The following is a 14,262-nucleotide window of genomic DNA, read 5'->3' as shown; positions in this document are numbered from 1 at the left end:
AAGTTTGCATACCCAAAAGTTTGGTTTAAATTTGCATCCGCTAATACGATAGTGGCCTATGGTGTAACTGGCAACACGTCTGGTTTTGGTCCAGAAGAGTCTAGGTTCGAGCCCTAGTAGGCCAACTCTATAAACCCTTAAGTTTCAAAGCTTGAGGGTTTTTTAGTTCATATAGGTCTTGCAAATAATGGTTTTGCTTATATTGAAACAGTTTGATTTTAAACACCATCTTTTAAGTTATTGAAACAAAACGTATCTAGGGGGAACAAGTCCATTTAATCTCATGTAAACAAGCATTTGACCTCTGTGGTGTGTTACGTGGTCTGCTAGTAATAAGAATATTTGTCGCTTTGTTCTATTTAATCCAAAATAGTCTAATTCATCATCAAATTGAGTTGTGTCAAATTGTTTGATTAATTCTATAACTTCATTAAATGTTTTGTCAATTGTAGCAATCATTTCTTCTTTAGATTTATTTGCTACCTTAAATATAGTATCAGTTTTCCAATCTCTGGATTCTCGTCCCCCTAATAATGATTGACTATGCCAATCTATTGCATATCCTATATGCATAAAATTTTCTGCAAAAGTCATTGACTCAGATGTTGCTCTAAAACTGTATTTCTCCTCTGGCATTCTTTCTGCAATGAGAATTAAATATTTTCGAGAATTCTCCAAGCGTTCTAAATAGTCTTCAATAAAGCTATGTTGTTGTGCAAATAGAGGTGATTTAACTGAGCTAAATAGTATAAATGCAGTTAGAATAAATAAATGCTTCATAATATTAAAGGTTCGTTTAGAAATTTAAGTTTAGTAATACGTTTCTACAAAAGAACATAAAATATAAGATGTTGTGCGCTGAGTAGGGTAGGATTAAAGTGCTAGTACCGGTATTAATTTTTAAATTTAGAAATTAATTCGCCTCTATTTGAAACATTAAGTTTGTTGTAGATATTAGTAATGTGAGTTTTGACAGTACTTAAGCTGATGAATAAATTTTCGGCAATGTCTTTATTGCTTTTTCCTTCGAGAATAAGTTTTTTGATATTTAATTCCTGCTTGCTTAATTCGTAATTTCTTTTTTTTGTTTTAGTGATTTTAAATGAAAAGAGATATATAATTGCTAGTAGTAGTAGAAATCCAAGGATGAAATTAATCAATCTGCTAATAGAGTATTTATTTTCTATTGATTTTAAATTATGAAATGCTAACTCTTTTTCTAGAAAAGTATACTCATTAACATTAATTTCACTTAGCTTTAATTCTTCAAGTAGACTTGAGTAGTATTCAGGATTAAGTAAAATATCTTTTTTAAGTAAGCTTTTATTTTTGAGTTCTTTTATACTCAATAATTTTATTGCTAAAATCTTAATAGAATCCTTTGTGTAATTGCGAATCTCATTTAAATAAATAGTTCTGTTATTTGTACTAGTATCTTGTTTCCCTATGAATTTTTTTAACTTCTGCCATTCTTTATCAGAATCATTGGTGTTTGTAAATACAGTAAAAGGAGAATCGCTTTTTTGAAAAAATAAGGAATCATTATTTGATAAAATGAAACTTTCAGAAGACTTCTTGTCATCATTTATAAAAAGAGTATATAGTTTTTCTTCATTAGAAAGTTCTTGGTTAATATTGAAATAGCCATTTTTATCTAATTGTCCACTAGTTATAATATCTAATTCTTTAGAGAGATCGGTGCTTTTTGTAGATAAAAAAATCAGTTGCTCATTTATTAAACTGTCACTAGGTAATATGTGTCCTGATATATTTGTTTGAGCATTAAGCTTAATACTGATTATAGCCAAGAGTATGAAAAGAAGAATTTTATTCATTATTTAATTTGAATGCATTTTATAAATGCTATAATTAACTTACAGTGTAAGAGTATGCTATTTTGTGTGAGGCGAAAATTAAATATTAGTAAATAAAGTAGCTCACATTTGATAAGTTAAAAATAGTAATTTTTTATATTATACTTTTTATTAAATACTATATATAAAAAAAGTCCTAATCAATTAAGATTAGAACTTCTTTTATAAAATCAGTGAACTATAATCAGTGATTTATTTTAAAATCAATTTCTTAACAATAACATCGCTATCGCTAGTAATTTGCATAAAATAGGTGCCACTAGCAAGTCTACTTAAATCTACCTGTTGAGAATTGTCAAAGTTGTTGAGATCAATTTTCATGATTAGTTTGCCTTGGATATCCATAATGTGAGCTTCTTTTAACTGCTTATCTCCAGCATATGAAATAATCACTTGATGAGAAGTAGGATTAGGATATAAGAAAATACCACCTACAGTATTAGACTCATTATTGATGTTTAATAATTCTCTGTCTTTAAAAACAAGTGTAAAGCGATCTGCTTGTATTCCTTTACTTATACTGAATGTATAATCTTCGTTAGTAAGATTAGTTGCTGTATTAAGTAAATTATCTATTAAGAAAATTGGAGTGTTTTCTATTGCTTCTCCTTCTAACCTATCGATACTAATTGTATAGCTTTCTTCTCTATTTATAATAGTAGATATACCTAGAGCAATTTCCATTTGATCATGAAAAGCTTCTCGACCTTGAATAGCTAGGTACTCTCCATTGAGATTAGAAAATAAAGAAATAGAGGTTGCTAAACGTTTACTATCATATCCTTTATCATGACCTGCTGTAGCATCAGGAGTAAAACCAATTGCTGTCTGTACGCTTCTTTCAAAGGAAGAGGATGTAAGACTCAACCATATTTTGTCAATATCATTGATAGAAGTACTTGTTCTAAAATCATTGTTGTCTCCAGTTACTCGAAGACTATTTGTAAATACAACAGGAGTGCTACTTGCCATTTCAGCTTGATCTGCTTTGATTCCAAAACCTTGTCCAGATGCCATAAATTGCCCAGGCATTGTGCCTCCATTTACAGCTGCTATACCCATCATTGAGTTACGAACAGAAATATCATTCATAGAGAAATTACTTGTTCCTGGACCAGGAAGTGTCGCTACGGGATTAGTGATGTGTTCCCAATAGTATACTTCACTTACAGCATCATTTGCTGCCAGAAATGCAGTTACATCTATTGCAGAAGCATATGGGTTGCCAAGAACATTGTAATTATTTGTTGTCGCAGGCCCATTATAATGAACAGGAATAGAAATAGTCCCAGAATTGAGTGTTCCTTGTGTATATTCAAAATCATAGGTATCTGGACCTACACCAGCGTTAGGCTGAGGAAAAACAAGTAATCCTATACCAGCTGTTGGCAAGGCAGTACTTCCAGTATATGGTAGTACGAAGTCATTGTCATCATCTAAGAATATTTCTGCATCCATGAATTCTGGAAATTCTCCAAAATCAATATTGAAAGGGACAAAATTGCTTGGAATGATGCCAAAAACAGCTCTAGAAGCTCCATAAACCCCATCTCTTGTTTCTGAACTCATAGGACTACTCATAGAGACATAATTACGTGCATCTATTGTACCTGTTGTTTTTCGTACAGTAATACTACCATTATTTGTAGTAGTGGCATCTTCTTCTACTTGTACAACGCTCCCTTCTTTTTCTACAATTAAGGTTCCATCTATAGTAATGTCATTTTGAACACTAGCATAGTTGCCATCGGTAATAGTAAGCATAAATCCTGAATTAACAATAAGCTCACAAGCTGTGATATTACCAAATATAGAAGTGTCATAATTTGCAGCAATAATTGCAGATGTAGTACTATCTGGAATTCCATTATTCCAACCACTAGGTCCAGTAAATGTACTTGTAGAAAAACAGGTTAAACTAGTGTCTATAATATTAACAGTATAATCGTGTGTTTCGCCAAATTCCAAATCTTCACAAGGATTTGTCGAGTCATTTGCAGAGTTTGGATCAAATGCTTTAAGGCGTAAAATATGACTTCCTAAACTAGCATTTGTTGGGATTGTAAGTGTAAAATTGTTTAATTCTCCTGCAGAAGTAAATGAAACACCATCTATTAACTGCTCTCCTGATTCAAATGTTCCACTATCATCAAAATCTACCCAAGCCGATAAAACATCAAAGTCTGTAAGTCCTGGGAAATTGTCTGGATCAAAATTGCTTTGCGCTTGTAATATGTGGCTATTTAATCCTGTGGCTCTATCTAGATCTGTAGATAAATCTCTTCTATCTGCATATCCTACATCTCCAGAAGCCGATTCTGTATTACAGGTATTGCCACCATCATCTACATTTATAGTTCCTAAAATCAATCGTTTAATACCGTCTACATTACAACCTCCTGTAGTTTCAGGAGTACATAGCGGTAATAAATTTAAAACATCTTTACAAAGTTGGTCATTAGACGATGCTTCATCACTTGTTAATACTGTTTTAGCACAAATTGTATAAGTGTCTATAGTAGATAGATCTATAGTAGATGAAAAACTATATGAAGCTGTCTCTCCAAAAGCAAGAGGGCCAGGGACGGTACCAGTTACAGGAGTACCTCCATTTACGGCAAACTCTACTGGGATATTAGTTTGAGTAACGCTTCCAAAATTAGCAACTGTAATAGTCACTGTTTCACTTGCAGAAAGTCCTTCGCCAGTATTTGGAGAGCTTATTTCGGTTACAGCAACGTCATTTGTAAACTCAGAACCTATTCTAAAAGAATATATCCCCACTTGTCTTCCGTTAGGACCTCCATCTCCTGAGTATTCTGAAGTAACCCAAAACGTTAAATCATCAGACGGGTCTCTTACTCCTTGTCCATAATCTCCATATCTATCATTTCCTGTTACAGAGTTTGTGCCCGCAAAAGCAATACTCTCTGCCACCGTCATATCTCCTAATGGGTCGCCGTCCATTCTTCCTGTGTAATAAAGAGAAGGAAAAGTGCTCGTTCCTGATTTTGTATATCCTAGGCCAATATTACCTTGTATGTCCATAGAAATACATCCCATAAAAACAGATTCACTTCCTGTAGGGTCAGTAAAAGTGCCTTCTTGGTAGACACTCCAAGAAGAACCTCCATCTGTACTACGAAGTTCTACCCATCTAATCCCTGATATTTGAGAGCCGTCAGTAACTTCGACTACCCAGTTTAATAAAATAGATTCATAAGTAGGAAATTTATACCAATGAGACATATTCATAATAGCTCCAACAATAGCGTCTATACGTTGTCCTGTGTTTGGTTGCGCAATATTTGAAAAGCCTCCCGCAATAGCAGCATCAAATGCAGCTGTTGGGATTTCATTTTTCCCAGATATAGTAGATGCAGCAATCGTAGATGCATTTGTCCAATCCATGTCTATATTCCAAAGACCTATATGATCGTTATTTGTGTTAACACCTGGAAAAGCATCATCTTGATAGTAAACAATTTTAATTGGTCCAGTAGCAACTCCAGCTCCTTCAGAGTGTACAGGGATTGGTGCGGCAAATGAAAAAGGCGCACTTTCAAAATCAGATGGAGAAAACCCTACAATTTCTGCAGAAGCGTCTCCGTCGAGCATTTTTTGTCTATTAAAAGTATATACTTTTTGGTTACCTGTGAAGTTCCCTGCAGTAACATAAGAATCACCCCATACACCATAATGTGGATAATCATTTCCAGCACCTAATTCGTATTCGTATACATTATAAGAGCCTGTTGGATCAGGTGTTGTGGAAATTCCAATTAAAAATACATCATTACTAGGAAGTTGAAACTGAGAAATAAACCATCTATCTGCTTCTCTGTCATATACAACTACGGGATCTCCTGAATTTTGAGTGCTTCCTGGTGCCTGCAATGGATTGGTTAAATCTCTAGGAAAACCTGAAGCAAGGTTTCCAGACTTGTCATACACAGCCCACATTCCGTTCTCCATAGTGACCACGTGATTTGGGCCTACAGCCATAGATGGATCTGGTGGAGATACATTAAGTCCTATTCCTTCAAAAGTAGTAATAGGAGCACGATTTTCAGGAACGTGTAATGGTTCCTTATTTCCTTGAGCTAATGGATCTACTGAGGTAGAACTTTTACCGGCAGAATTTAAATAGTCTAGTTTTCGTTGTCTTTTTGCACTAAGTTCCTTTGATGTCTCTGCCCCATGTCTTGGAACAATTTTTCCTTCAAAAATCGATCTATCACTATTTGATGGAAGATCTCTTACGGGTTGGGATACAAAAAAACGTTTTGGAGTAAGAATCTTAGTAGGATGATTACTAGGTGTGTACTCTGTTTTTTGTAAATCTGTCTTGTTTTGAGCTATTGCAATGGTCGAGAACAATAGAAATAGCACTATTAGGGCGTAGCTGCTTTTCATAAATGTTTAGTTTTTGTTAGTATAAACGTCCTTGAGTCTGTGAAGAATGGCACATGATATAACTTTTTTCTGGAATAACCATAAATACTTGAAGGAAAATTCTTATTAAAAAAAATAAAAAAAGGGCATATTTGATGATAAACAGTGTATTTGTGTGTTATGACGTGCTTGTGAAGATGTGGTATACGCTTTCGCGAAAGCGTATAAAAAAACCTAAACAATGCATTGGGTATTACATTATTTAGGAAGTGTGTTTTTTTAATGTATGTACGCTATATTTTAAAAGTAATCACAGGACGTTGTGCATGATTGACAAGTCCTTCGCTCAAAGATCCATTAAGGAAATGCGCAAGACCACTTCTACCGTGAGTTCCTATTCCTACAAGCCCTGATTTGATAGTATCTGCAAAGTGGAGAATTCCGTTTTCGACAGAATTGTCATTGTATATGTTAAGCGTGTACTCTGTACATTCAGGTTCTTTTTCCATAAAAGCTTTCATTTTTGCTTCTATTTCATGAGTTGTTTGAAAGTTGTTTGGTGTATTTATATAGAGCAGATGTAGTTTTACATCGTTGTTTTTTGCAAATGCTAAAGCTTGCTTAAAAGACGTGTGATTTTCTTCTTTAAAATTGGTAGCATAAACAAATTTTTCGACAGCAAATTTTTCGTGGCGTCGTTTGATAACTAATACAGGAATTTTTGAGTTTCGTACTACTTTTTCAGTGTTAGATCCTATAAGTAGTTCTTGAAGTCCTGTTGCTCCATGAGATCCCATGACTACTAAGTCAGCTTGATATTTTTCGGTATATTCCATAATACCTTCAAAAGCACCATCAAACTCTGCGGTTTCATATACGTTGATACCTTCTAAAAATGGAGCATTCATCATTTTTTCAAATTTCTGATGTGCTAATTTCATAAAAAATATGGCTTCGGGTAAATCACTTTTTGATCCCCCAGAAGCACCATCTACAAGTTGCATAGGGAGTTCTAGCATATGTAGTAGATTAATCTCACTACCGTACTTCCTGGCAAGGTCTGCAGCAACCCTTAATGCGTTCTCTGCTTGTTCTGAAAAATCTGTAGGGACGAGTATTTTTTTAATCATAAGAGAGGGGATTTTTTAAAATAATTGTGTTCAAAATAATTGCAGTCTTCAATTTACAAAATAATATGCATATTAAGAAGCTTTTATAAATGGATAATTTGTATTACATTTGCACCATTGAAAGAAAAGAGTATTGAGGGGACGGCTGTCCCCTCTTTTTATAGGCAAAGATGTTGAGAGAAAAAGTGACCCAACTTCTTCAAGAAGCAATGGATGAGAATCCATCACTATTTTTGATAAGTTTAGACATACAAGGGAATAATGACATTAAAGTCGCAATAGATGGCGATAATGGTGTTACTGTACAGGATTGTATTGCTGTAAGTAGAAAAGTAGAACATAATCTCGATAGAGAGGAAGAGGACTTTTCTTTAGAAGTAATGTCAATAGGGGCAACAACACCTCTACAACAAGTAAGGCAGTATAAAAAGAATATTGGACGTGTGCTTGAGGTAAAAACAAATGCAGGAACAAAAATTGAAGGTACTCTGGAAGATGCTACAGATGAAACGGTAACTCTAACTTGGAAAGCAAGAGAGCCTAAGCCTGTAGGTAAAGGAAAAGTAACTGTTCATAAAACAGAGACAATTCCTTATGAAGATATAGTAGAAGCAAAAGTGATGATTAAATTTTAACAATATGTTGATATGGAAAATTTAGCGTTAATCGATTCTTTTTCGGAATTTAAGGACGATAAATTAATAGATCGTGTAACTCTTATGGCCATCCTAGAAGATGTCTTTAGAAGCACATTAAAGAGGCGTTTTGGAAGTGACGATAATTTTGATATTATAATTAATCCTGATAAAGGAGATCTTGAAATCTGGCGTAACCGAATTGTGGTTGCAGATGGAGAGGTAGAAGATGATAATGCAGAGATATCTCTTACCAATGCTCGTAGAATTGAAGAGGATTTTGAAGTAGGTGAAGATGTGTCCGAGGAAGTAAAACTTATTGACTTAGGACGTCGTTCAATTCTTGCATTACGTCAAAATTTGATAAGTAAGATTCACGAGCACGATAATACAAATATCTACAAGCAGTTTAAAGAGCTTGAAGGAGAGTTATATACCGCAGAAGTGCATCATATACGCCATAGAGCAATTATATTGCTTGATGATGAAGGAAATGAAATTATCCTTCCTAAAGATCGTCAGATACCATCTGATTTCTTTAGAAAAGGAGAAAACGTAAGAGGAGTTATTGAGAGCGTAGAGCTTAAGGGTAATAAACCATCTATTGTTATGTCTCGTACGGCGCCTATATTCTTGGAAAAATTATTCGAATCTGAAATACCAGAAGTATTTGATGGTTTGATCACTATAAAAAAAGTAGTGCGTATTCCAGGAGAAAAAGCAAAAGTTGCCGTAGATTCGTATGACGATCGTATAGATCCAGTGGGTGCTTGTGTAGGAATGAAAGGATCTCGTATTCATGGAATAGTTCGTGAATTAGGAAATGAAAATATAGATGTTATTAATTATACAAGTAATCTCAATCTATATATAAGTCGTGCTTTGAGTCCAGCACGTATCACTAGTTTGAAACTAGATGATGAGAATAAGACGGCGCAAGTATATCTTAAGCCTGAGGAAGTGAGTAAAGCAATTGGTCGAGGAGGACATAATATTCGACTAGCGGGTCAATTGACTGGATATGAGATTGATGTATATAGAGAAGGTGTGGAAGAAGATGTAGAGCTTACAGAATTTTCTGATGAAATTGAAGGATGGATTATTGAGGCATTTGCAAAAATTGGATTTGATACTGCAAGAAGTATCTTAGAACAAGATGTGGATGATTTGGTAAGACGTACGGATCTTGAGGAAGAAACTGTCCTTGATGTAATGCGCATTCTCAAGGAAGAATTTGAAGAATAACAATGCCTGCTTCACAAAATAAGGGGAGTTAGGAAAGAATAAATTAAAGCAGTTTATGGCAGCAGCAACAATGCGATTAAACAAGGTGTTAAGAGAACTCAATATCTCTCTAGATCGTGCCGTGGAGTATTTGGACTCTAAAGGTATCGAGATAGAGGCGCGCCCGACTACAAAAATCTCACATGAGATTTATAATGTCCTTTCAGATGAGTTTCAGACAGATGCCAGTAAAAAGGTAGCTTCTAAGGAGGTTGCTGTAGAAAAGCTCAAAGAGAAGGAGGCACTGCGTGTTGCTCGAGAAGTAGAAATCGAAGCAAAACAAGAGGCAAAAAAACCAGAAGTGGTAAAAGCCAAAGCGCAGCTTAGTGGTACAAAGCAAGTAGGGAAAATTGATCTTGAAAAGCCAAAGCAGGTTGTAGAAGAGGTGAAAGAAGAGAAAGTTCCAGAAAAGGAAGTTGCTCAGCCTGAACCAAAAGTTGAAACTCCTGTAGTACCAGAGCCAGTTAAAAAGGAGGAAAAAGTAGAAGAGAAAACTGTTGTTGCAAAAAAAGAAGAACCTACTGTTGAGGCTGAAGTTGCAAAGCCAAAAGAAGTAAAGCCAGAAATTGCAAAACCAGTAACTCCAAAGAAAGAAGCTCCAAAGAAAGAGGTCTCAAAGAAAGAAACTCCAAAAGCAGAAGCAGCAGCCGAAGCTCCAGAAGTAAAATTAGGAGATGTAGTTTTAAAAACAGATTATAAAAAACTTGATGGACCTAACTTTACTGGTCAAAAAATAGATTTAAGTCAGTTTAAAAAACCTGAAAAGAAAAAGAAAGAAAGTGCCGAAGACGCTAAGAAAAAACGTCGTAAGCGTATTACAAAACCAGGAGGATCTCCAGGTGGAGGAAATAATAACAATAATAACCGCGGAGGTCAAGGCGGTGGAAACCGTGGAGGTAATAACCGAGGTGGTAACAATAAGCGTAAACCAGCTGTAGCAAAAGTAGAGCCTACAGAAGAAGAAGTACAAAAGCAAATCCGTGAGACACTTGAAAAACTTCAAGGAAAGTCTAATAAAGGTAAAGGTGCAAAATATCGTAGAGATAAAAGAGATCAACACCGTCAGAAGACTGAAGGAGAACTTGCTGCTCAGGAGATAGAAAGCAAAATACTTAAAGTGACAGAGTTTGTTACTGTAAGTGAAGTTGCAATTATGATGGATGTGCCAGTGACTGGTATTATATCTGCTTGTATGTCATTAGGAATGATGGTAACGATGAATCAGCGTTTAGATGCTGAGACACTTACGATAGTTGCAGATGAATTTGGCTATACTGTTGAGTTTATTACTGCAGATCTTGAAGAAGCTATCGTAGAGGTAGAAGATGCTCCTGAAGATTTATTAGAAAGAGCTCCTATTGTTACTGTAATGGGACACGTTGATCATGGTAAAACATCGTTGCTAGATTATGTGCGTAGTGAAAATGTGATTGCAGGAGAGAGTGGAGGAATTACACAGCACATTGGTGCGTATGGAGTGACACTAGATAGTGGTCAAAAAATTGCTTTCCTAGATACACCAGGTCACGAGGCCTTTACAGCGATGCGTGCTCGTGGTGCTCAAGTAACAGATATTGCTGTTATTGTTGTAGCAGCAGATGATGATATTATGCCTCAAACAAAGGAAGCTATAGCGCATGCGCAAGCAGCAAGTGTTCCTATTGTTTTTGCTATAAATAAAGTAGATTTACCTACTGCAAATCCAGAAAAGATTAAAGAAGGACTTGCAGCCATGAATCTTCTTGTAGAAGATTGGGGAGGTAAAATCCAGTCTCAAGATATTTCAGCTAAGACTGGTCAAGGAGTTCCAGAATTATTGGAAAAAGTATTATTAGAAGCAGAGCTTTTAGAGCTTAAGGCAAACCCTCAAAAGAATGCTATAGGTACAGTTGTAGAAGCATTCCTTGATAAAGGACGTGGATATGTGTCTACAATTCTTGTGCAGGGAGGTACCTTACGTGTGGGTGACTATTTACTTGCGGGAACTTGTTCTGGTAAGGTAAAGGCAATGCATGATGAGCGAGGTAAGAAAATTAAAGAGGCAGGACCGTCAACACCAGTATCTGTATTAGGTCTGGATGGTGCACCGCAAGCAGGTGATAAATTTAATGTGATGGATGACGAACGTGAAGCAAAGGATATAGCTTCTAAGCGTACGCAATTACAACGTGAACAAAGTGTTCGTACACAACGTCATATTACACTTGATGAGATTGGTCGTCGTATCGCTCTTGGTGACTTTAAAGAACTTAACATTATCCTTAAAGGAGATGTGGATGGATCTGTTGAAGCACTTACAGATAGTTTCCAAAAATTATCTACAGAAGAGATTGCTGTTAATATTATCCATAAAGGAGTAGGAGCTATAACAGAGAGTGATGTGTTACTAGCTTCGGCTTCAGATGCGATTATTATTGGATTTAATGTTAGACCAGCTGGAAATGCAAGACAAGTAGCTGATAAGGAAGAAATCGATATCCGTATGTACTCAATTATATATGATGCGATTAATGACCTTAAAGATGCAATGGAGGGAATGTTATCTCCAGAAATGCGTGAAGAGATTACTGGTACTGCAGAAATCCGTGAAACGTTCAAGATATCTAAAGTTGGAACCATTGCAGGTTGTATGGTGATGAATGGAAAAATATTTAGAAACTCAAATGTTCGTATTATACGTGATGCAGTAGTTGTCTATACAGGAACATTATCTACACTTAAGCGTTTTAAGGATGATGTTAAGGAAGTAAGTAAAGGGTATGATTGTGGTATGCAAATTAAGAACTACAATGATATCAAGATTGATGATGTGATAGAAGCTTACCAAGAAGTAGCGGTTAAGAAGAAACTTAAATAAGTTTTTTTATATGCATATAAAAAAAAAGACCATCTTCTCAGATGGTCTTTTTTTTGTTTTATAATAATTTGATGTTTTATTAACGATTTGGATCTGGTTTAAAAATGAGAGCATTTGGAAACTCTTTTTTGATGCTTAGTAAGGCTCTATCTGCTTCTAGTCTATTTCTAAAATTACCTACCCATACCTTGTAATTAGGAGTTTCGTATTTTACTTTGGCCTCCCAAGTACCTATTTTATTTAGAAATCTTCTTTTAATAGTGGCGGCTGTTTGAATAGAATTGCCAGAATGTATTTGTATTTTATAACGATCCCCAAGTTCATTATTGATGCTTAATTCAGTTTTTAATTTTAATAATTCAGGAATTTTGGCATTCTGCGAAATGTTAACTTGTCCAGATTGCGCTTTCGCGAAAGCGAAAAAGCCTATGAAAACAAGGGTAGTAAGTATCTTAGTATTAGGATGTATTCTCATCTTTAAAATGTAAATTATATGACAAAGGTAAATGAATAAACGAAAAAGAAAATAAATTGTTATTTAGAATTATTATAAATTATAAACTAGCGCTTTTTGCATTCTTCAAAAATGACTTGTAAGTATTATTTTTGCATTCAATTTGAAGCGTACGATTAACAGTTTGTTAACAGCAATTAGAATGTAATAATCGTGCCAAATTTTTGAAGCTAATTCAATACCAATTATGATACAGGTGAATCGCCGTAACTCATTTTCGAGAATTATCACACTATGTGCAGCATTTCTGCTCACTTTCTCTTCTTCACTTTTTGCTCAAATAGATGCCTCTACGGGGGATGCTGATGCTGGAGAAGCATTGTTTAAATCTAATTGTGCTGCTTGCCATAAATTATACAAGAGATCTACGGGTCCTGAGTTATTTGGTGTAGTTCAGAAATATGATGAAGATTATGAGTGGTTAGGAAAATGGATTCGTAACTCAACAGCACTTATCGCAACTGGAGATGCTCGTGCAAATGCTATTTTTGAAGAGTTTAATAAAACTCCGATGAATACCTTTGAAGGGTTGTCTGATGCAGATATAAGCAATATTCTAGCGCATACGAATACTGAGCAACCTAAAATTGTAAATCCATGCGAAGCTAATCCAGGTGCTCCTGGTTGTACTGAAAACAATAATGGCGGTGGAGGCGTTTCAAATAATATCATCCTTGCGATTCTAGGATTGGTATTATTACTTCTTGTTGCAGTGTTATATATTGTAAATAATACTCTTAAGAAATTTGCAAAAGCACAAGGTATTGCCGTTGCAGAAGATGAAGAAGAGCGTAAGCCACTTTGGAAAGCATTTGTAGAGAATCAGTTCTTAGTATTGGTAAGTGTGATCTTCTTATTGTTAGGGAGTGCGTACTTTGCATACGGATGGATGTCTCAAGTAGGGACTGATCAAGGATATGCGCCAGTACAGCCTATACATTTTTCTCATAGAATCCATGCAGGTGATAACGAAATAGATTGTAAGTACTGTCACTCTTCAGCTAGAGTAAGTAAGACATCTGGTATTCCTTCTCTTAATATATGTATGAACTGTCATAAATCTATAGGAGAAGTTGCAGGGGCAGAAGCAAAAGATAATTCTAGCGTAAATGCAGATTATGATAAAGCATTCTACGATAAAGAAATTCAAAAATTATATGCTGCTACCGGTTGGGATGAAGCAACACAGTCATATACAGGAGAAACAAATGCTGTAGAGTGGGTGCGTGTTCATAACTTGCCAGACTTTGCATATTTTAATCACTCGCAGCACGTAAGTGTAGCAGGTGTAGAGTGTCAGAAATGTCATGGTCCTGTAGAAGAAATGGAAGTTGTGGAGCAATTTTCACCACTTACAATGGGATGGTGTATTAATTGTCACCGTGAAACAAACGTAAACTTAGAAGGGAACGAGTATTATACAAAAATACACGAACAGCTTTCTAAAGAATACGGAGTAGAAAAACTTACGGCAGCTCAAATGGGAGGTCTTGAGTGTGGTAAGTGTCACTATTAATAATTTATAGTAACACAAGTTTTCTAAACAAGTATAATATAAAGGTCACGGAGCGTA

General features: G+C 35.3%; 9 protein-coding genes and 1 tRNA gene. 5 read left to right on the top strand and 5 right to left on the bottom strand.

Features of this window, described 5'->3' with window-relative positions:
* Window positions 1–52 precede the first annotated feature (52 nt).
* Window positions 53–125 (top strand) — tRNA-Gln (locus ABJD27_RS12905).
* A gap of 112 nt (window positions 126–237) precedes the next feature.
* On the opposite strand, the gene ABJD27_RS12900 is transcribed toward ABJD27_RS12905, so the two are convergent.
* The 4 genes from ABJD27_RS12900 to ABJD27_RS12885 all read right to left on the bottom strand — a co-directional run bounded on the left by ABJD27_RS12900 (window position 238) and on the right by ABJD27_RS12885 (window position 7,399).
* On the bottom strand, window positions 238–780 hold the full coding sequence (locus tag ABJD27_RS12900) for a DinB family protein (protein ID WP_348165378.1): 543 nt from the start codon (window positions 778–780) through the stop codon (window positions 238–240).
* A 113-nt stretch (window positions 781–893) separates the two neighbouring features.
* Window positions 894–1,835: a LuxR C-terminal-related transcriptional regulator gene (locus ABJD27_RS12895; protein WP_348165376.1), complete on the bottom strand. Its 942-nt coding sequence runs from the start codon at window positions 1,833–1,835 to the stop codon at window positions 894–896.
* Window positions 1,836–2,066: 231 nt separating this feature from the next.
* Entirely contained in the window at window positions 2,067–6,290 is a 4,224-nt protein-coding gene (locus ABJD27_RS12890) for a T9SS type A sorting domain-containing protein (protein ID WP_348165374.1), read from the bottom strand.
* A 272-nt stretch (window positions 6,291–6,562) separates the two neighbouring features.
* A complete protein-coding gene (locus ABJD27_RS12885) occupies window positions 6,563–7,399 on the bottom strand; it encodes a universal stress protein (RefSeq protein ID WP_348165372.1) in 837 nt (278 codons plus the stop codon).
* 170 nt (window positions 7,400–7,569) lie between these two features.
* On the opposite strand from ABJD27_RS12885, the gene rimP reads away from it, so the two are divergent.
* From rimP to infB, 3 genes are read left to right on the top strand one after another with little or no spacing between them, the layout of a single operon-like run.
* Window positions 7,570–8,034: a ribosome assembly cofactor RimP gene (rimP, locus tag ABJD27_RS12880; protein WP_348165369.1), complete on the top strand. Its 465-nt coding sequence runs from the start codon at window positions 7,570–7,572 to the stop codon at window positions 8,032–8,034.
* A gap of 12 nt (window positions 8,035–8,046) precedes the next feature.
* Entirely contained in the window at window positions 8,047–9,279 is a 1,233-nt protein-coding gene (nusA, locus tag ABJD27_RS12875; RefSeq protein ID WP_348165366.1) for a transcription termination factor NusA, read from the top strand.
* 55 nt (window positions 9,280–9,334) lie between these two features.
* Window positions 9,335–12,175 (top strand): translation initiation factor IF-2, encoded by a 2,841-nt coding sequence (gene infB, locus ABJD27_RS12870; protein ID WP_348165363.1) that lies wholly within the window; start codon window positions 9,335–9,337, stop codon window positions 12,173–12,175.
* 79 nt (window positions 12,176–12,254) lie between these two features.
* Here the strand turns inward: infB and ABJD27_RS12865 are convergent, their stop codons facing one another.
* The gene (locus ABJD27_RS12865; RefSeq protein WP_348165360.1) at window positions 12,255–12,650 is read right to left on the bottom strand and encodes an SPOR domain-containing protein; all 396 of its coding nucleotides are present in this window, start codon (window positions 12,648–12,650) and stop codon (window positions 12,255–12,257) included.
* A 226-nt stretch (window positions 12,651–12,876) separates the two neighbouring features.
* Here ABJD27_RS12865 and ABJD27_RS12860 point away from each other — a divergent pair, with 226 nt between their 5' ends.
* Window positions 12,877–14,205, top strand: a complete 1,329-nt coding sequence (locus tag ABJD27_RS12860; RefSeq protein ID WP_348165357.1) for a c-type cytochrome — start codon at window positions 12,877–12,879, stop codon at window positions 14,203–14,205.
* The last annotated feature ends 57 nt before the right edge of the window (window positions 14,206–14,262 follow it).

Origin of the sequence: Dokdonia sp., assembly GCF_039945015.1 — a bacterium.
Classification (GTDB): domain Bacteria; phylum Bacteroidota; class Bacteroidia; order Flavobacteriales; family Flavobacteriaceae; genus Dokdonia.
This window is presented reverse-complemented; position numbering and strand designations above follow the sequence as displayed.